Source organism: Anaerostipes sp. AF04-45, assembly GCF_003461725.1.
GTDB lineage: Bacteria > Bacillota > Clostridia > Lachnospirales > Lachnospiraceae > Anaerostipes > Anaerostipes caccae.
Map to the genome: position 1 here is coordinate 219746 of NZ_QTXQ01000001.1, position 19070 is coordinate 238815.

General features: G+C 44.8%; 26 protein-coding genes. 3 read left to right on the forward strand and 23 right to left on the reverse strand.

All coding sequences use genetic code 11. The features are described from left to right. Positions 1-79 precede the first annotated feature (79 nt). From DWV34_RS01055 to DWV34_RS01140, 19 genes are all read right to left on the reverse strand, one after another. Positions 80-817 (reverse strand): hypothetical protein, encoded by a 738-nt coding sequence (locus DWV34_RS01055; protein WP_118475074.1) that lies wholly within the window; start codon positions 815-817, stop codon positions 80-82. Between the two features lie 120 nt (positions 818-937). Beyond that, a complete protein-coding gene (locus tag DWV34_RS17325) occupies positions 938-1141 on the reverse strand; it encodes a hypothetical protein (RefSeq protein WP_147342245.1) in 204 nt (67 codons plus the stop codon). A 543-nt stretch (positions 1142-1684) separates the two neighbouring features. After that, on the reverse strand, positions 1685-1897 hold the full coding sequence (locus tag DWV34_RS18065; RefSeq protein WP_227051754.1) for a M56 family metallopeptidase: 213 nt from the start codon (positions 1895-1897) through the stop codon (positions 1685-1687). A gap of 176 nt (positions 1898-2073) precedes the next feature. Next, positions 2074-2451, reverse strand: coding sequence for a BlaI/MecI/CopY family transcriptional regulator (locus DWV34_RS01065; protein ID WP_118475076.1), 378 nt, complete (start codon positions 2449-2451; stop codon positions 2074-2076). A gap of 154 nt (positions 2452-2605) precedes the next feature. Next, positions 2606-3208: an AAA family ATPase gene (locus tag DWV34_RS01070; RefSeq protein ID WP_009289323.1), complete on the reverse strand. Its 603-nt coding sequence runs from the start codon at positions 3206-3208 to the stop codon at positions 2606-2608. Beyond that, positions 3205-4107, reverse strand: coding sequence for a PfkB family carbohydrate kinase (locus tag DWV34_RS01075; RefSeq protein ID WP_118475078.1), 903 nt, complete (start codon positions 4105-4107; stop codon positions 3205-3207). The genes DWV34_RS01070 and DWV34_RS01075 overlap by 4 nt, the downstream gene beginning before the upstream one ends. A gap of 3 nt (positions 4108-4110) precedes the next feature. After that, entirely contained in the window at positions 4111-4761 is a 651-nt protein-coding gene (gene deoC / locus DWV34_RS01080) for a deoxyribose-phosphate aldolase (protein ID WP_006567558.1), read from the reverse strand. 116 nt (positions 4762-4877) lie between these two features. After that, positions 4878-5723 carry a class II fructose-bisphosphate aldolase gene (locus tag DWV34_RS01085; RefSeq protein WP_118475080.1) on the reverse strand — a complete coding sequence of 282 codons (846 nt, stop codon included), beginning with the start codon at positions 5721-5723 and terminating at the stop codon, positions 4878-4880. A gap of 14 nt (positions 5724-5737) precedes the next feature. Then, positions 5738-6121 carry a tetratricopeptide repeat protein gene (locus DWV34_RS01090; RefSeq protein WP_118475082.1) on the reverse strand — a complete coding sequence of 128 codons (384 nt, stop codon included), beginning with the start codon at positions 6119-6121 and terminating at the stop codon, positions 5738-5740. A gap of 43 nt (positions 6122-6164) precedes the next feature. Further along, on the reverse strand, positions 6165-7442 hold the full coding sequence (locus DWV34_RS01095) for a PTS ascorbate transporter subunit IIC (protein ID WP_006567561.1): 1278 nt from the start codon (positions 7440-7442) through the stop codon (positions 6165-6167). Between the two features lie 32 nt (positions 7443-7474). Continuing rightward, positions 7475-7765: a PTS sugar transporter subunit IIB gene (locus DWV34_RS01100; protein ID WP_006567562.1), complete on the reverse strand. Its 291-nt coding sequence runs from the start codon at positions 7763-7765 to the stop codon at positions 7475-7477. 52 nt (positions 7766-7817) lie between these two features. Then, a complete protein-coding gene (locus DWV34_RS01105) occupies positions 7818-8264 on the reverse strand; it encodes a PTS sugar transporter subunit IIA (protein ID WP_006567563.1) in 447 nt (148 codons plus the stop codon). 1 nt (position 8265) lies between these two features. Beyond that, positions 8266-10257: a BglG family transcription antiterminator gene (locus DWV34_RS01110; protein ID WP_118475084.1), complete on the reverse strand. Its 1992-nt coding sequence runs from the start codon at positions 10255-10257 to the stop codon at positions 8266-8268. Positions 10258-10386: 129 nt separating this feature from the next. Then, a complete protein-coding gene (locus DWV34_RS01115) occupies positions 10387-10689 on the reverse strand; it encodes an FtsB family cell division protein (protein WP_006567565.1) in 303 nt (100 codons plus the stop codon). Next, positions 10664-11143 (reverse strand): spore cortex biosynthesis protein YabQ, encoded by a 480-nt coding sequence (gene yabQ / locus DWV34_RS01120; protein WP_006567566.1) that lies wholly within the window; start codon positions 11141-11143, stop codon positions 10664-10666. The genes DWV34_RS01115 and yabQ overlap by 26 nt, the downstream gene beginning before the upstream one ends. Further along, on the reverse strand, positions 11143-11433 hold the full coding sequence (gene yabP / locus DWV34_RS01125; protein WP_009289329.1) for a sporulation protein YabP: 291 nt from the start codon (positions 11431-11433) through the stop codon (positions 11143-11145). The genes yabQ and yabP overlap by 1 nt, the downstream gene beginning before the upstream one ends. 64 nt (positions 11434-11497) lie before the next feature. Continuing rightward, positions 11498-11737, reverse strand: a complete 240-nt coding sequence (locus tag DWV34_RS01130) for an RNA-binding S4 domain-containing protein (protein WP_009289330.1) — start codon at positions 11735-11737, stop codon at positions 11498-11500. Positions 11738-11810: 73 nt separating this feature from the next. After that, on the reverse strand, positions 11811-12089 hold the full coding sequence (locus DWV34_RS01135; protein ID WP_006567569.1) for an HU family DNA-binding protein: 279 nt from the start codon (positions 12087-12089) through the stop codon (positions 11811-11813). A 101-nt stretch (positions 12090-12190) separates the two neighbouring features. Beyond that, on the reverse strand, positions 12191-12619 hold the full coding sequence (locus DWV34_RS01140; RefSeq protein WP_006567570.1) for a MazG family protein: 429 nt from the start codon (positions 12617-12619) through the stop codon (positions 12191-12193). A 95-nt stretch (positions 12620-12714) separates the two neighbouring features. Between DWV34_RS01140 and DWV34_RS01145 the strand changes: the two genes are divergently transcribed. Together DWV34_RS01145 and DWV34_RS01150 are read left to right on the forward strand one after the other, a co-directional pair. Further along, positions 12715-13551 carry a CvfB family protein gene (locus DWV34_RS01145; RefSeq protein WP_009289331.1) on the forward strand — a complete coding sequence of 279 codons (837 nt, stop codon included), beginning with the start codon at positions 12715-12717 and terminating at the stop codon, positions 13549-13551. Positions 13552-13574: 23 nt separating this feature from the next. After that, positions 13575-14492, forward strand: coding sequence for a CPBP family intramembrane glutamic endopeptidase (locus DWV34_RS01150; protein WP_006567572.1), 918 nt, complete (start codon positions 13575-13577; stop codon positions 14490-14492). On the opposite strand, the gene DWV34_RS01155 is transcribed toward DWV34_RS01150, so the two are convergent. The 4 genes from DWV34_RS01155 to DWV34_RS01170 form a co-directional block, all read right to left on the reverse strand. Then, on the reverse strand, positions 14483-15424 hold the full coding sequence (locus DWV34_RS01155) for a ketopantoate reductase family protein (RefSeq protein WP_006567573.1): 942 nt from the start codon (positions 15422-15424) through the stop codon (positions 14483-14485). The two genes, DWV34_RS01150 and DWV34_RS01155, sit on opposite strands and share 10 nt — an antisense overlap. Further along, positions 15421-16185, reverse strand: coding sequence for a glycoside hydrolase family 25 protein (locus DWV34_RS01160; RefSeq protein WP_006567574.1), 765 nt, complete (start codon positions 16183-16185; stop codon positions 15421-15423). Before DWV34_RS01160 ends, DWV34_RS01155 begins: the two co-directional genes overlap by 4 nt. 11 nt (positions 16186-16196) lie before the next feature. Further along, positions 16197-16916 carry a class B sortase gene (gene srtB / locus DWV34_RS01165; RefSeq protein WP_006567575.1) on the reverse strand — a complete coding sequence of 240 codons (720 nt, stop codon included), beginning with the start codon at positions 16914-16916 and terminating at the stop codon, positions 16197-16199. 90 nt (positions 16917-17006) lie between these two features. Then, positions 17007-18230 carry an InlB B-repeat-containing protein gene (locus DWV34_RS01170; RefSeq protein ID WP_158565665.1) on the reverse strand — a complete coding sequence of 408 codons (1224 nt, stop codon included), beginning with the start codon at positions 18228-18230 and terminating at the stop codon, positions 17007-17009. 218 nt (positions 18231-18448) lie between these two features. Here DWV34_RS01170 and DWV34_RS01175 point away from each other — a divergent pair, with 218 nt between their 5' ends. Then, positions 18449-18859 carry a secondary thiamine-phosphate synthase enzyme YjbQ gene (locus DWV34_RS01175; protein WP_009289335.1) on the forward strand — a complete coding sequence of 137 codons (411 nt, stop codon included), beginning with the start codon at positions 18449-18451 and terminating at the stop codon, positions 18857-18859. Positions 18860-19070 lie beyond the last annotated feature (211 nt).

Genomic DNA, 19070 nt, shown 5'->3' on the forward strand with positions numbered 1-19070 from the left:
TCTGTGACCATGTCACACAGGAAAATATTATTCATGTCTGAAGTCATATACATCTTTATGGATGTCCAGTGTTTTTCCATTAATTATCTATTTTTATCATATGATAGAAATCATCTTTATCATCGGGATAACCACAAAATAACAAGTCATCTACTACAAGCAAAGCATACCAATCATCATTTGGCATTTTAATCTTTTGTTCCTGTTCAGAATCCAAGTGATAAATTTGTATATATCTTTCCTCCGAGGTATCCCAATGAGTGTTATATCCAACAATCATGGAGGAGTTATAAACAAACTCATAAGAATTGTTGGAAAAACCATGTTGTATTTTGTCTTTCTTATGATTTCTATATTCGTATAGTCTCACCTTTCCATCCTCGCCCCAGCAAATATAATATACTTTCCCTTGATTCTCTACAATTCCCTTATATAGAACTATATTATCCTCATACTGCAGTTTATCTTTCCATGCTTGTCCCCGTACAATCTTACCCTTCAGAGTCTTTAAGTTAACCTTATTAATTCCCACCTCCCCATATTCTATATAATATAAATTGTCCCCAGAAAAACATGACTTTCTTATATCTTCTGCAATCTTTTCCATTTTCTTGTTCTTAGGATAGAATCGAAAAATAGTATTACCTTCATCACCTTCGACTAACAAGTATATTTCATTGTTATATAATTTAATTCCATGTATCCATTCTATTTCTTTCTTATCTTTTGCGGAAAGAAGTTTTTGGATGTTTTTTCCATTCAGATCGCTTTTAAAAACACAATTATTATGGACGTAATATAAACTGTCTTTTGACAATTCCAATCCGCCTTCACTTTGTACTTCCGACTTCTCATCTGGGCTTATGATTGTTGTTCTTTTATGATTCTTTTTGTTGATTCTAATGATTTCCTGATTTTCCGTTTCATAAAAAACAAACTAAGCGTTTTGAACGATCGTTGAAGAATATTCCGGATCATAGACTCCCGCTAATTTGTCATTTTTTAAATCGAACACATCTGATAAATGTTCTTTTTCCCTCTGACATCCGACACAAATCAAACTGATTATTATTAAAAATATGAATCTATTTTTATATCTTCCTATTTTCATATCGACACCACTTTCTCCTGTTTTTAACATGTAAAAACTGGTATTCTCCTCTTTCCTCTATCAAAAAGCTGTGCCGCAGATAATCGTTATCACAGACAAATTCTGCGTTCCGCCCGGCTCTATAATCCCTGCAAGGATTTCATTAATTTTTACCTTTGGATTATCTATCACATTCAGAACAGAGCAGCATCATCTGGATCCTGTTCCCTTTCTCTGCTCGGAATTTCTTACTCATCAATAATTCTTTTACCCCCGGCAACCAGTCAATCCATATATCTTTCTCTTTACCCGGCACCGCATCTTTCATGATTCTCTTCTTTGACAATAATGTTCCTGATCTTTTTTTCTCCTTCATTATCTTGGACGAATCTGCCTTTTCTTCTATCTTGATGCAGGTCTTATCTTCTAGATAGAGATATCCTTTATAATACCAATATGATATTACGGAAATAGTTGCTGCTCTAAAAGTACAAAAGCAGCATAAAAAATATTTATGCGCTTTTCGACGGCACTCCCTTCATCTTCCTGATAGAGGCGGTTCTCCGTATCCGCAGTTCCAGCCTCCTGCTGTTTTCATAAAGTGAAGAGGCCAGATACTGGCGGTATCCGCTTTTTCTTGCAACGCTCGAAATGATCGTCCCAAAATACTGCTTTAGGTTTCCAAAATATATCCTTCTGTTTATAATATTCTAGTTCATGGAGCAGGATGATCTCAAGTTCCTTTTTCGTGTACTGTTCTTCAGGTAGTATGATTTTAGGTCTGATAACTCCGCAGATAAACGGCACTGGTGCCTGATAGCTTTGAAAAACACATTTTTTTTCGTCTTACAGACATTTACTTTCTTCAAATTTCCGCCACTTTTTGCGTTTGCCTGCTGCAAATACAGGCATTGTTCAAAGCTGCCTTCAGGCGGTTGTGTTTAAATAAATAAAAAATCCCTGAAAACACCCGGACAAGGATTTCAGTCATCTCCCAGCTCATCTAATACCCCCATAAGATGATCCACCGAATCTTCGGTCACTTCATTTGTCAATGCACTCATCATCCTTTGACTTGACCCGTCAAACCAGAAATCCAGCATCTTTGCTGTCTCGGTCTTTTTATACTCATCTTCCCCGGACAACACCTTAATATAGGAATGTCTCCCCCTCCTTTCGAGCGTTATAAATCCTTTTCCCTCCATATCCACAAGAAATGTACGGAGCGTAGAATGTTTTGCATCCCAGCCGAATTCTTCTCTCAGCCTTTCCTGCATCTCCATAACCGACAATTCTTTTTCTGAACTCCACGCACATTTCATAATCAATATTTCCCTGTTTGTCAAATCTTTTTCTCTCATAACTAAATTCTCCTTTGTTATTCATTTAATATTTTAGCATAATTATAGCACAGCAGAAACGGAATCACAAGAAACCTAATAGACTAATCGCGGTTTTCGCAAGAATTTATTAAAAAAACCCCATCCTATAATAGAATGAGGTTTACGGCTATCTCTAAAGCCACTTTTTCAATTGTCCTAATATTTTATCATAATCGATCTTGCTGTAATCGGTCACATCTACTTCGATTAGTTTCCCCAGGCAGAATTCTCCGTATCCCCGGTTTCTGCACCGGTCCATGAAAATATCATAATCCACAAAGCAGTCGCCTTTCGTCCTGTCCAGAAGCACATCCCCTTTGTGATAACGGCTCACCACATGGCCTAAGTGGCGGCTTGTGTCCAGATCTCTCTGCTTTGACCGCCCGAAAAGGACTTCCAGATCACCCACCAGGCGGATCGTAACAGGCTGATATCCGTATTCTTCACAGAGTCTCTTAAGCTTTCCTCTCTGCTTTTCGCTGAAAGGATAATCAGATACCAGCCGTTTCCCTTGATTCATGGCATCTTCTATCTGCTCATAGTAAAGCGTCCAGCTTTTATTCTCCAGAGCCGTCTTTTCTTCCATGTTGTCAAAGCCAAATTCGTCCCAAAGCTGTTCCTTCATGTCATCCTGGGAAATCACCTGAAAATCCTTCTCCTGCTCCAAAAGCTTATTGCACATATAAGTCTTTCCGGTGCCCGGATACCCCGCCAGTAAAATCAATGTCTTTTTCATCTCTCCTGCTCCTTTAGCTTTCGTTCCGTCAGATCCAGAGACGGTATGGAACTCTGTCCTCCCAGACTTTCCACCGAGATCGCAGAAGCCATGGAGCTCAGCTTTAAAATATCTTCAAGAGGCATCTTTCTTGCCAGTCCGTAGGCAAATGCCCCGTGAAAGATATCCCCGGCACCACTCGTATCAACGGCCCTGGCAGGATAGGCGGGAAGATGTTTCAGTTCCCCGTCCTCTTCATACAGCAGTCCCTTTTCTCCGAGAGTGATCACCGCATGCTTCCGGTTGATGCTCTGAATCTGACTAAATATCTCTCTGCACAGTCCGGGGTTATAAAGATCCACAGCCTTTCCTGTATACTGTCTGGCAAAATCTTCAGAACAGACAATATAGTCCACATATGGGGCGACTTCCATAGTACTCTCACGGCAGGTCCCCGCATCCAGTACAGACAATGCCGACGGATATTTTTCAATGGCCCCGATGCTTAATTTTGGGAGATGTCCGTCGCTTAAAATCACACTCACATCAATTCTGGGATAGGTATACTGCCGGTACCGTATTTCTCCCGGGAAATTAAAGATGGTCCTGGCTCCGTTTCCTGTATTGGAAAGAATGATGCTGTAAGGCGTCTCTATCCCGTCTTCCTCCACGAGATGGGCCGTATCGACTCCAGCTTCTCTCAGGATTTTTTTAAGCTTCTTTCCATAATCATCGTCCCCGATACGGCTGATGAGACTGGTTTCCTCTCCCCACAGGGCACAGAGATAAGCCGCATTCATGGCAGGGCCTCCCCCGCATTCCAGCTGGTCTCTGACACGGTACTTCTGATTCTCTGTCAGCTCCCCATCGTATGGGATTACAATATCATAGGCAGACTGCCCTACACAGACTACTGCCATAGGCTATTCCTCCTTCATGATCTTGATCAGCCTGCTGGTTCCGAGACGGTCTGCCCCCAGTGAAAGAAAGCGTTCCGCGTCGTCAAAAGAGGCGATCCCGCCTGCGGCTTTGATCTTTACACCCTCTCCCACGTGTTTTTTAAACAGCTCCACATCCTCAAACGTGGCGCCGCCCGTGGAAAATCCCGTAGATGTCTTGATGAAGTCAGCCCCTGCGTCTGTCACTGCCCGGCACATGCGGATCTTTTCCTCTTCCGTCAGCAGACAGGTCTCTACGATCACTTTCAGAATCCTGTCGCCGCAGGCTTTCTTTAAAAGACGAATTTCTTCTATAATTTTATCGTCCCTGCCTTCTTTTATATCTCCCAGATTTACGACCATGTCGATCTCATCTGCACCGTTTACAAGGGCATTCTTTGTCTCAAATTCCTTTACTGCACTGGTAGAATAACCGTTGGGAAAGCCGATGACCGTACAAAGCTTCATCTTGTCCCCCACGTATTCTTTGGCTCTTTTAATAAAAGACGGCGGAATACAGACGGAAGCTGTCCCGTAGGCAATGGCATCGTCACAGATCACCCTGATCTCCTCCCATACGGCCGTCTGTGCAAGCAGTGTGTGATCAACAGTTTTTAAGATTTCATTTCTCTCCATAACAAGGCTCCTTCTCTCTGAAACTAAAGCGGCTGTTTGACTGGTTTCTTACTTTCTATTGTAACAGATAAAACCGGGAAAGTAAGATGCGTTTTCCCGGTTTTATCTTCTGCCTCTTAGATTCTGAATAAAGATGCTTTCTCTTTTACAACATCTGCGATCTTGTCATTTGCAGGCCCGAGAAGATTTCTCAGTGAAGTCAGAGGAGTCACATCCTCCCCGGTAAAGGTTTCCCTCACCACTTCGATATAGGATTTGTTAAGTTCTGTTCCAACATTGATCTTTTTCATTCCCTCTCTGACGCAGCGCCTCATATCTTCGTCAGACACTCCGGTACCTCCGTGGAGGACCAGACCGGTATCCCCAAGTTTCGCTTTCAGCTCGGTCAGCAGTTCATAGTTGATCTTTGCCTTGGATTTGTACTGCCCGTGGGTTGTCCCGATGGAAACAGCCAGTGCGTCCACCCCGGTGTTTTCGGCAAAATAAAGGGCATCTTCCGGTTTCGTATACATGGCATCATCTTTCGCAACGACCACACCTTCCTCCGCGCCGCCTATGGAGCCTACTTCACCTTCCACAGATACATTTCTTTTATGGGCATAGGCAACCACTTCTTTTGTATTTTTGATATTTTCTTCTAAAGAAAGGGAAGACCCGTCATACATGACAGAGGAATACCCCTTGTCAATAGCTTCTTTCAGCGCATCAATATCTTTGCAGTGATCCATATGTAAGGCAACACTTACAGAAGATGTTTCTGCGATCGCTTTCACTGCGGCGATCAGCGGTTCAAATCCGATGTATCTGGCAGTGCCGAGAGAAGTCTGAAGGATCACGGGCACGCCGAGTTCCTCTGCCGCTTGGACCATTGCCGGAAGCATCTCGAAACAGTGCACATTAAAAGCACCCACAGCCCCCTTACCTTCATTTTCTTTAAACAAGTCTATTAAATTTCTATACATATCGGTTATCTCCTTTACGCTTTTCCACGAATTACATCTTTTGACAGTTTCATCAGCCCGTCAATTTTATCCATGTATTCTTTCATCTTTGCATCATCTTTTGCCTCTGAAGCTTCTCTTCTCTTTATGTTATAAAGCTTCAGCAGATCGGTATATGCTTTCCCAAGGGCTTTGCTCTCTGAAAGGCTGGTTTCATATGTGCTGATCGCCTTGTCTGTCTCCTCAGCCTCAAAATACAGGCCTCCAAGCTCGTTCAGTGCCTTGTTCCGCTCCTCCCCTGAAAGCTCCGGGAGCTCTTTTTGTATGGCCTCAGCCTTTTTTAAAAGCTCTTCCCGGCTGATTTCAGGCACAGCCTCTTCTTTGACCGCTTTCTCTTTTTTCTTTTTAAACAAAAACATTTTTTATTTCCTCCTGCCGCATCATAAACAATTTATTTACGGACTAAAATATTGCAGCGATTGATTTAAACAGCATGAACAGGAAGCCGGTCACTACCGTATCCACATCCGTACAGGTCGTATTGATGAATCCGATGTCGGCAAGCATCGGTGAGAGCATCGCCGGCAGGAAGGTAATAAAGATTCCGTGGGCGATACATCCGATCATGGCTCCCCGTCTTCCTCCTACCTGGTTTGCAAATATACCTGCAGTTCCGCCTGCGAAGAAGTTGGAAAGTACACCCGGCAGTACCATAGGAAGTCCGAATACCGGAGTCAGGAACATTCCGATGATAGAACCGATGGTTGTAAAGACAAATCCGAATATGACCGCATTCGGTGCATATGGGAACAATACCGGACAGTCCAGTGCAGGCACTGAGTTTGGAACCAGCTTCATAGAAATTCCCTGGAATGCAGGAACGATCTCGGCCAAAAGCATACGGACTCCTGTCATCAGCACATAGACACCTACGACAAACTGCATACCCTGTAAAAATGCATGAACGATAAAGTTTGTATTTCCCGCATATTCTGCACATGCGGCAGGCCCTGCAAACGCGGCTGTAATTACATAAAGCGGTACCATGACAACCATGACGGAAAGGTACGTATCCTGTAAAAATTCCAGGCTCTTAGGAAGATTGATTTCCTCTGTGGATTTTGATTTTCCGCCGGTCAGTTTTGCGATAAGAGCCGTGAACATATAACCGATGGTACATAAATGTCCGAGCGCGATATCTTCGCTGCCGGTGATCTTCTTTACAATGGGCTGTGCAAAGGCAGGCATGAAGGTCGCAAAGAATCCTCCCACGATACTTCCGATGATAATCAGCGGTACACCTGTTAAACCACAGTAATAAGCGAATACCACACAGAGCGTCGCCTCCCACAACAGTGCCTGGCCTGTCAGGAATATGTATTTAAATTTTGTAAATCTTGCAATGATAATATTAACGATGAAAATTCCCGCAAGGGTGATGGCGATCTCGCTTCCAAGACCAAGCTCATTCATGGCCTGTCCGTTGATTCCCTCGATGGAGGCCACCAGACCCTTCAGTCCGAACGCGGCCTTAAAGATATCTCCGAAATACGTCAGCGATGAGACGATGACAGCGGAACCTGCGGACAGTACAAGAAATCCGAGCATGGTTTTCATTGTTCCTGAGATGACGGCTCCCACCGGTTTTTTCTGCAGGACCAGACCGAGCAGCGCAATCAATGCGATGATGATGGAGGCCTGCGTTAAAATATTATTGATGATAAAATTCAATACTTGCATAGTTTTTCCTCACTTTCTTTTTCCTCTTGTTTTTAAAGTTCTCCCAGTTCTTTTAACACCGGTACAAGCTTCTCCCGGATTTCGTTTTTGTCTACCAGACGCTCCAAAAATACGGTCGGGCAGCTGATCGTATAACGCTCAAACTGCTTTTCGAAATTCTTTGCGGCGATGATGATGTCTGCCTGTGCCCCGGATACACTGGAAATATCCGTGTGATCCATCTTTGCGTCTACTCCCAGGTCTTTCAGTACCGCTTCCGCACTCATCTGGCATGCAAAACTGCTTCCGAGTCCTGCCCCGCACACTGCTAAAATTTTTAACATGTTCTATCCTCCTTTTAAATTGGTTGTCGTGTTTCTTTTTATAGAAGCCTTGTCAGGCATTACTATTCTTATTGAGAAAATCAAATAATTCCTGCTGATCCTTCATTGCAGCGATCTCCGGAATCCATCCTTTTTCCACGAAGCCAACGATCATTTTCAGAATGTCCAGATGGCTTTCGCTGTCCACCGCCGAAAAACAGATCAGGACTCTCACCGGTTCCTTATCCCCGTCAAAGTAGACAGGTTCTTTTAAGGTGATCAGGCTGCAGCCGATGCCGGTGGCCCCGCATTCCGGCCTTGTATGCGGCATAGCCAGGCCGTCGGCCACGATGATGTACGGCCCCAGTTCTTTGATGGCACTTATGATTCCTTCCACATAGGATTGTTCGGCGCATCCCTGGCTGACCAGCATTTCCGCTCCGATCCTCACTGCCTCCTCCCAGTCTTTTGCTTCTGTCTGCAGCTGCACATTGTTTTCGTTTAAGATTAGCTTTTCCACTTCATATCCTCCCTGCTGTTTCTTTAAGCTTCTCTTCCTGTTCTAATAAGTCTTTGATAAACTGCCCGTAACAAGGGTGCCTCACCAGCTTCGCCACGCCGGAATTTCCGATCAAAAACTGATATAGGTTTTTAAATACAACTTCCCAGACATCGTATTTGCTCTGGGGAATGTTTAACATCAAGACGACCTGGACTTTTTCATTTTCCCAGATGACCGGTTTTTTCAGGACCATGACGGAAACCGCCGCCTCCTGCATATCGTTAAACAGTGCATGGGGGATAGCCACCAGGCTTCCCAGTTCCGTGGTTGACATCTCCTCTCTTTTAAAGATGGACTGCTTGATTTCCTGGTTGATATAGCCCTTTTCGACCATGGCATCGGTCATAAATTCAAGGATTTCCTGTTTATCCTTAAACTCCATATCGGTGAAGAAGAGATCTTCCCGGAAGATGCTGCTGTAATCAATTACTTTCATTTGGTTTCCGCTGTCTGTGATCACCGTAGCCAAATGATTCAAATCATCGTCATCCAGAAACAGTTTGATCTTTTTTATTTTTTCGGACTGAAAATCCGGAAGCTCTACCGTAGTCAGCACCAGATCGGCGCCGTCGATCAATTCCTCATCCACGTCCTGCACCGGACAGGATTTTACGATCTCTATGTACTGACCGAACTTATGCTGTAATTTTTCTTTTAAAAGCAGAGCCGTGGCAATGCCTGCGATACAGACCAGAACGACTTTCTTTGGCTCCTGTTTTCGGTTCAGACCTTTTCTCTCCAGTGCCGCTCCGAAATGCATGGCCAGAAATCCGATCTCCGACTCTTTTGCCTTGAGCTTATGTTTCTTTTCAATCACCTCCCCTGCCACGACTGCAAGTTCAAAGGCAAGCGGATACAGATTTTTGATGCTGTCCAGAAACTCATTTCTGATATTCATGTCAAACCGGAGCCTCTGCAGAGCCGCGCTCAAATGCATGGCCAGCCCGTTGATCAGCTGATTGTCGTCGGACAGATCGATTCCTGTCCCCGATCGGATGGTATTTAAGATATCCTCAATTTCTTCCTTATACTCGTAATCCCCGTCCAGATTTTCGATCAGAAAACGCTGGCTGGAAATCAGATGCTGGGTCAGATAATAGACTTCATCTCCCAGGGAGATGCCCAGTTTCCCGGAAATCTCAGTTATAATCTGCTGGGCACAGCGGAACTCCTTTGTTCCCGAGAACAGCTCAATCTCTTCTTCATCGTATTTTACATGCCGTTTCTTCTCGAAACGCTTCAGCATGATCAGGCTGTGTACGAGCAGGTTGCGGAACGCGATATCCGTAAGCCTAAGGTTAAAATCTGTGATCGCTTCCATGAGAATGATCCTCAGATTCTCCACCTCATCGGACGAAAACATATCTTTATAAAACTGGTTTCCTATATCTCCTGTGTCTTTTTGACTGTTGAAAATGTATTCCGAAATACAAAACCGGATCTTCGTCTCCTGCCCTGCGACTCTCATTCCTTCCTTTTTCGTATCACGGATCCGAAGGTCATGTTTTTTGAGTATTCCGTCGATGGTCCTCAGGTCTTTTTTCAGGGTGGAAGTACTCACAAACAGTTCTTCCTCCAGATCAAAGAAGTCGATCCTCTCCCCGCTGTTCAGAGAATTCAGCAAAAGTCTGGAAATAATATAATGAACCCGTTCCTCTGAATCCGAGGGAATGATATTCTGAAAGGGCTTTGAACTCTCTTCTTTTCGGATCTCTTTTTTCAGGAGGTCAAATTTCCGGCTGTCACTCACAGTAAGCTTGTATCCCTGCCCGATCTCTGACGTGATCTCTGCTCCCCTGTCCGCAAGCATCTGATTCAGCTCTTTGATGTCATTCCTGACTGTCCTTGTGGAAACGCCCACAGACAGTGCAATGCTTGCCCCGGTAATCCATTTTTCATTTTCCAAAAAGAAGCGCAGAATCTTGATCAGCCTCTTGTTGTATCTCTCCATAGTTTCCTCCTCTTTGTTATTCATTATAGGTATATGGCATTTTTGATGATAGTTCGTAAATTTCCGCTTGAAGCGGAAAGAAAGGCAAAAAAAAAGCCTGACATCCATGTCAGACTTCTTTTGGTTCCATCATTTTGATGGTCTAACTACATACTCATCCGGATAAAACAGTCCGAATTTTTCACGTGCAGTCTTTTCTATAAATTCTTTGGTCTTAATATATTCCTTCTTATCCTTCAGCTCCTGCTTTTTATCTTTCGCCTTTTCTATCTGCTGTTCCAGCTGGGCCTCCTCTTTTTGAAGCGCCGCCGACTTTTCCCACAGCCTCCGGTAAGCAATGGACATCACAATGACAAACACAATGACGACAAATAAGATCACTCTTGTGCGCTTCCTGAGTCCCTTTTTATAACTGCTTATCTTTCTCCCCATGTGTCTCACCTCTTTTGTGCCCCTTCCTCATTAAGGCTATTTTAACGTTTTTTCTCTCCTGTTTCAATCTCCATCTCATATTTATTCCCGCTTTTGCAAAGGGATGGCGGATAATACGAAATATTTTCCCAAAAACCCTTCTGATATTATGTAATAAAAACACAAGGCCTTCTAATACCTTCGGGCTGATGAGCATATAATAGACCGCCATGCCGATGATCAGTCCTAAAAAGAAAAATCCGCGGAGCTCTCCCCAATTATACCAGCAGAGAAACCGAAAACACAAGAAGCCCACAAAAATCCAGTAGAGCACATCCTCCACTGATACGATCCATAATTTGTGCCGGAATACGATGCGGAAACTCCTGATGCCGTCATAGACAAGGAGCAGGCATGCCCCGAACCAGACAGCCCCCAGGAAGAAATAAAGCTGGCCTAACACTGCTTCCTGCATTATTTTAACAGCCTTCCGAGCAGCCCTTCTTTTTTGCCTCCGTTATGGTCATCCACATCTGAATACAGGAAACTGTCAACTTTGCCGTCAATCTCCACCTCGCCTTTTTCCACCAAAAGCTTTTTCACATGCAGGTTAAACCCCTTGATCATCAGGAGTCCCTGTTCCGTATCGAGTATGATCTCATTCAGGTCGAAGGACACTACATCCCTCACTCCCGTAATGACACCCAGAGAGCGGTTCAGCAGATCCACTTTATGTGTTTTCATAGGTTGTCTATCTTCTATCATGAAAAAATCTCCTTTCATAGTTTATACACTATATGAAAGGAGAACGAAAATCATGTGAAAAACATCAAATGTATTTGTATAATTCTGCCGCCTGGTCTTTTTTTACGGTTTCTTCCACCCGGAGGACTTCCACGGCCGCCTCTTTATTCCCGAACTGGATGCGGATCTCGTCCCCCGGTTTTACATCTGTCCCGGCTTTGGCAGTTTTGCCGTTGACGGTCACTCTCCCGGCGCTGCACGCTTCGTTGGCAACGGTCCGGCGTTTGATCAGCCTGGATACTTTCAGAAATTTGTCTAGTCTCATTCCATATAACTCCTTAATATAAAAGAAGCCGCCCATACAATGTAGAAGGGCAGCTTGATTTGTCGTTCTGTGATTATTTTTCGTTTACGATATCTTTCAGAGCTTTTCCGGCTTTGAACTTTGGAGCTTTAGATGCAGGAATGTTCATCACTTCACCGCTTCTTGGGTTTCTTCCTTCTCTTGCAGCTCTCTCAGAAACTTCAAAAGTTCCGAAACCAACTAACTGAATTTTCTCACCCTTCTTTAATTCTTCTGCAATGACATCTGTGAAAGCTTTTAAAGCTTTTTCTGCATCTTTTTTAGATAATTCAGTCTTGCTTGCGATAGCCGCAACTAATTCTGTTTTGTTCATTGATTATATTCCTCCTAATTTCGTCATAAGCATTTTCTGCTCTTCGATTACATGAGTTCATTGTATAATTAAGGTGACAGCATGTCAAGCCAAAATGCGCTTTATTCCTTATTTTCAGCCAATTCACGGGCTTTGCGCTTCTTTTCTATCTTTTCTAATTCCTTAATCTTCCTCCAGCTGGATAATTGTTCCTCCCGAGTGGAAAATGTCTCATTTCCAAACACGTGAGGATGCCTTCGAATCATTTTCCTGCACACTCCGTCCACCACATCCGAAAAATTGAAATCTCCCCGTTCCTCGGCAATCCTTGCATGCATCACCACCTGAAGGAGAACGTCTCCAAGCTCCTCCTCCAGATTCTGCATGTCATGATGTTCTATGGCTTCCACCACTTCCCCGCTCTCCTCCACAAGACAGGGAATCAGGGATTCATGTGTCTGCTTTTTATCCCACGGGCATCCGTTTTCTCCCCGCAGTTCTTTTACTACCTGGATAAAATCTTCGATTGTATAGTATTCTTTTTCCTGCATTTTAAGACTCCCTCCGTTTTCTTTTTATGGTATCACATTTTCTGCAAATGAAAAGGGATTTATGCTATAATAATGAAACAAAGAAAGGAAGAACTATGATTAAATTAGGAGAAAACCAAGAACTTTATATTGTAAAATTTGCCGATTTCGGCGCATATTTAAATGATGAGGAAGGTGTGACAGAGCAGAGCATCCTTCTGCCCAAAAAACAGGTTCCGGAGGGAGCCCAAGTCGGAGACCGCATATCCGTCTTCGTCTACAAGGATTCAAAAGACCGTCCGATCGCCACGACTTCCCATCCTCTCATTACGATGGGACATCTGGCTGTCCTCAAAGTCAAAGAAATCACAGATATCGGCGCGTTTCTGGACTGGGGACTGGAAAAAGACCTGTTCCTCCCGTTTAAAGAGCAGACCTCCAAGATCCGGCCGGATCATTCTTATCTGGTCAGGCTCTATATCGACAAAAGCCGGCGTCTCTGTGCTTCCATGAAGATTTATCAGGCACTGAGCAGTGAACATGACTATGAGAAGGATGACTGGGTGACAGGCACCGTATACAGCATCAACCCTGAGATCGGTACGTTTGTGGCCGTAGATGACCAGTATTTCGGCCTGATCCCGCTCAGCGAATGCCACATCAGACTTTCTGTGGGGGACTCTGTAAATGTCCGGGTAGTCCGCGTCCGGGAAGACGGCAAACTGGATCTTTCCCCGAGAGAGAAAGCATATCTTCAGATGGATGCAGACAGCGAACTGGTCATGGAAACGATCAAAAGCTACGACGGGGTACTCCCATTCACCGACAAGGCGAGTCCTGCCATGATCGACAAAGAGCTGGGCCTCAGCAAAAATGCCTTTAAGCGGGCCGTCGGACGATTACTAAAGCAGAATAAAATCGAGATCACCGGCGGAACCATTCGTGCAAAATAAACTTACAAGGAGCTGGATATTGTATGAAATATTTTAAGACACCGGGCTGTTTCTGCCTGATGTATCTGTTTGTGTACTTTTTTATTTCCCCTCTGCTGCAGTTTGCAGTACAGGACCGATACTTGTTTATGATCGTGTTTTATCTGGTGCTGCTCGGACTTGGCATCGGTTATCTGAAGCTTTGCAGAGAAGATGTAAAAAAGAGACTTCATCTGAAGCCTCTGAGACCGGCGGCTGCTTTGCTTTCCGTCCTTTTGGCGTTTACAATCCTGCCTTTTATCAGCCTGATCAACAATGTAAGCCAGCTGATTTTCCGGGATTTCATTACTTCCAGTGTGTCCACGGCCTCACAGAATCCCTGGCTGTCTATCCTGGCGCTGTCTGTACTTCCGGGGATCGTGGAGGAAGTGCTGTTCCGAGGCGTTCTTTATTCCGGTCTTCGGAAAGCTCGTCCCATCAAAGGAATCCTGCTGACCGCATTGTTTTTCGGCATCGCACACATGAATTTTAATCAGTTCAGCTATGCCTTTGTCCTGGGACTGGTCCTGGGTCTGCTTCTGGAGGCCTCCGACAGTATTTATTCCTGTATGCTGCTCCACGCCGCATTTAACGGCGTCAGCGTCATAACCAGCATCATCTACGGACTGACCGGCAATTCTTCGCTTATGAACCAGACCGTATCCACAGCCCAGAGGCTTCAGGCCATCGCAGTCCTGATTCCTGTAAGCATTGCTTTTCTGGTGCTGAGTGTTCTGATCCTCATAGCCATTTCCCGCCTGTGCGGCCGTTCCGGCTATCTGAAGACGTGGCTTAACAAGGATATCCGCCGAAGCTGGCCAAATGAAAAAGCCGCCGGTATCTCCTACTATGCGGCTTTGATCATCAGTTTCGGATATGCGGTTTTACTGGAACTTGTATCCTATGCGTCATCTTATTTGTGATCCTTTTGGTGGTCATTCCACGTTTCCAGGGTCTTGATACAGTGATAAAACATTTGATTATAAGGAGTTGGGATACCCAGCTCCTTTCCCATTCTTATGACCGCTCCTGCAAACATCTCCACCTCCGTCTTCCTTCCGGCCTCGATGTCCTGAAGAGTCGAAGGTTTCCCGTAAAACGGAGCGCCCTCAAAATAGGTCCTGTGTTCCATAAGATCTTCCTCTGTCAGATGAATACCTTTCTTTCCGGCAATAGCGATGACTTCCCTGGCCGCCTGCTCCCTCAGCTCATTGGCGTCTTCACTGATGGTCCAGATGCCGTAGGGGACACGGAGAATGGCAGCGCTCTGATTCTCGCTGACATTCGTCATAAACTTATGCCACATATTCCTCAGCATATCTTTGGGCACTTCATATGAAATACCTCCCTTTTCAAATACCTCCCTCACAGAACACACGGTCTCCGACCATGTATCATTATACGCATGGCCGAAAGAAATTTTGCCGGACCCCTCCGGAAAGGAAATTTCATTTCCATGGTGGAGGGCCGGAACCCGTATCACCGAATATAATACTTCATTATCAGGGTAGGCGGCTTTGATCCTCTCCTCACTTTCCACTCCGTTCAGCAGAGACATGATGACAGTGTGTTCCCCTACCTGATTCCTGATATCTTTGATGGCCTGGTCAAGGGCCGTATATTTCACACTCAAAATAACAAGATCCGCCGGCTCTCTCTCCCATGAGGGCTCGGCCGTCTGGAATTTCCATTGTTTTCCGTTAATGATAACTCCGTCTCTTTCCAGACGCTTTCTGCGCTCTCCTCCCGCGATGACGCAGAAATTTTCACTGCCCAGCGCTTTGCAAATCCCCGGTGCCGCGAATCCTCCGATCGCCCCAAGTCCTATCAATGCCGCTTTTTTGATTTCTCTCATAACAGGTTTCCTTCCTTATCTGTTAAATAGTAATTCAGATCGCAGTGGCCGCTTTCCGTGTTTGCCCCGGGAACAGAAGCCTGATCCGTAAACTGCCACATGTGGTATTGAAATGGAATATCCGGCTCCTCTTCTTTCGTGTAATGGGCCACCCACAGTTTATATGCTTTAATGCCTTCATAATCAAAATAGTGTTTCAAAAAGTAAGCGTTGGAATAGACCATGGGCACGTAACCCGCCCGTTTGATCTCTTCACAGAAAGCTCTTGTCAGCGCCGTCACATTCTTTTTTCCGGTTTTCATGACTTCCTCTTCCTCAATGTCAAATACCACTGGAAGCTTCAGATCTTCCGGGTCAATATCATGCTTTTTCAGCAGGGAAATACAGTGTTTTGCCTCTTTCACTGCCGCTTTCGCGTCTTTGGCATAAGAATAATAATAAACTCCGCAGTGAATGGATGAGATCTTTGCGTTCCGGTAATTGGAAATAAACATTGGATCTTCTGTGCCCTTTTTCTTTTTTCCCGCACCGGAGCCGATCTTTAAGACAGCGTGGTTGATCTGGCTGTCCTTTACTTTCTTCCAGTTGACTTTATGGTTATATTTTGAAACATCGATCACCTTGATATGGCCGTTTTCGACTTTCGTCTCGATCGGCAGCCCGATATTTTGGATGATCCATATAAAAATAAAAGTGACAATAAAAAGAAACGTGCAGATCACTGCAAGTTCCCTTTTATTTTTCCTTGTAAATTTGAACATATAAGTCCTCGTTAATCTTTGCTCTCAATCGCATGTACAAACGTACGGTTATCTTCCTGTTCATAACTGCATGTGACAAACGTATACAGTTTCTTTGTTTTCATCACAGTCTTCTTCGGTATCCTGGACTGGATATCACTCATGGACAAAATCTCCTCCAGATATTTCTTCATGTCCTTCCTGTCCCCAAATGTGATCGGAATCAGCTTGTCGGCCTTTCTTGCGTAAGAAGCAACGACCTTCAGATCCTTCTTCCCACTCGGAGTATACAAGGTGATCGTATCCTGTTTTTTGATAAAGCTCTGCTCGCGGAACTCCATAAGGTCTGCAAACATCGATCCGTTTCTCATATGGTGCCCGTATATAATATTGTGCTCCGCGCGGAAATCCTTATCCCCGTGGCTGTCCATAAAGACTGCTCCGGAGCTGTTTTTTGTCCCCTCAAACGTGGTGTGCAGGTAATAATCGTTATCCTTCCCAAGGACGACCGGGTAATCGATATTAGTTCCCTTGGCATAGACCCAGCCGATGGTATCCGGATTGATCTTCCTGAGTTTCTCAAAATCAATGATTCGTTCTTTCCCTTTTGTTTTGACCACTTCCTGTGCTATCTTATCATATTCATCATCTGCCTTCTTATATTCCAGATAATACCCCACAAGTTTCCATCCGCTGAATAAAAAGACGACGATGCACACAGCCAAAAGAAGATTAGATATTACTTTTTTCATGCAGCTTCCCTCCCCTGAACCTTATTTTTTATCAGTATAACACAAAAAGAACCGGTCTTCCTTAAAGAAAGCCGATTCTTTTCTTAATATTTATTTAGCCGGACGTGCAATCATTTTGATGCACTTGGTGTACTTATATTTTGCCTCCACAACCCCTACTCTTCGGTTGGCCGCATGGATGATTCTGCCGTTTCCTATGTACAAAGCCACGTGGGAAATATTCCGGTACCGCCCGTTTCTTGTGTAGGAATAAAAGATCACATCTCCCGGGAGAAGCTTTTTGGCCTTCACCCTCTTATAAGAAACGACTTTTTTATGGCGCTTCATGTACTTGGCTTCACTGGCCGCCACCGGAGCGTAAGAACGGCTTCCGAAATGTATGCCGTACGGCTTGTAGCAGCGCCAGATCAGAGAACTGCAGTCATAATATCCCTTCCTCATTCTCCTTGGCTGGCTGTATCGGCATCCCTTCGCTTTTTTTGCCTTCGCGATGGCTTTGACCGCCTTATAGGAAGTGACCTCCGCCTTATAGGTTTTCTGTTTTCCGTCTATCTTGACATAAAACTTGGTTATGCCTTTCTTTTTTGGATATATAACCAGCTGATCGTCCTGAATATAAGCTTTCGCCCTGCTGCCGCTCACAGAGACAGATGTCTGGCTGGTAGAACTCAGCCCCCTGATCGGTATTTTCGCAGTCCGGTTCTTTGCCACAGTTCCGCTGCTTTTTGACAGATATGGATTTGTAACCTGTACGCCTGCTGTCACGACCTGGCTGCCCACTACGGCCTGTACATAAGTCCTTCCCGCCGCTTTTCCTCTTACATTTCCGCTGCTGTCCACAGTTGCGATGCGTTCGTCACCTGACTTCCACACAGCCCTGGGAGACGAAGATTCTCTGACTCCCACCTTTGCCTGTGCAGAGACTGCCACAGTCACCTGTGAACGGTCAAGCGTATATTCCTTTTCCCACACAGCCGTGAGGGTCAGATCTTTTTCAGGCATCTCATCGGCGCTGAAATTCCAGTATCCCGTCTGTCCTCCGCTCTGATCACTCCAGCCCTTAAATACATATCCGTCCCTGACAGGTGTCTCCGGCTCAGAAATAAGTTCTCCTGCTTCCATCTGACGCACGGCCTCTCTCACCGTGCCGCCCGCTCCGTCAAACCTGACCTGAAATGTCTCTCTCTGCCCTATATCTTCCTGAATATCTTCTGTTCTGCCGCCCTCTTTTGGTGCCGCTGAAACCGGCACAGATGCTGCTGCCATAGTCAATGCCATGGCCCAGACTGTGATATATTTTTTATAGTTCCTCAACTCTCTTATCCTCCGGAAACTCATTCTATTGTAAGATTTCTGTAATATTATCGTTAAACCTTATTCATAATATCACAAATATTGTCACAGAACAAGAATATACGACAGAAAATTCCAAAAAATACAATATAATCGAATCGAAAAAACTTGAGATCTGCAGCAAGTTGGCATGGTCTGGCTGATGAGGTATACTGGGAATAAAAGAAAGGAGAGATCAGATGAAACAGACTTTTTTTGAACATCATTTAAATCACACCGGACGGGAAGATATGATTAAAATCACTTCCTTCCTGAAAGAAGACCTGAGAATTTCTGGGATCAGAGACGGCATCGCCGTCATCCATTCTCCCCACACGACGGCAGGGATCACAGTCAATGAAAATGCGGACCCGGATGTGGTCCACGATATGCTCTTCGGGCTTGACAAGGTATATCCACTGCATGACAAAAATTACCGCCACGCAGAGGGTAACTCCAATGCCCACCTGAAGACATCAACCGTCGGCCCGTCACAGACAATCATCATCTCTGACGGAAAACCGGTACTCGGAATCTGGCAGGACATCTACTTCTGCGAATTCGACGGACCCAGAAACCGGAGATTCTACGTGAAAATTGTTGAGTGTTAAGCATGAGTTTTTCTCCATTATCTTCAGTCGGCTCTGGAAAGGCCTCCTTCCGACAATAGAGAAAAACTATCGCAGATGGCATCTTCGGTCTCTAAGCAGCCTGCTCCAGCAGATATTACGTCCATTTTGACCAGTTTGGAGGCCTTGCATTCGAAGAGATGTTAGTTTTTCTTCTTTCAGCAAAGGCTCGGAGGCGGTGTGCATCGCACAG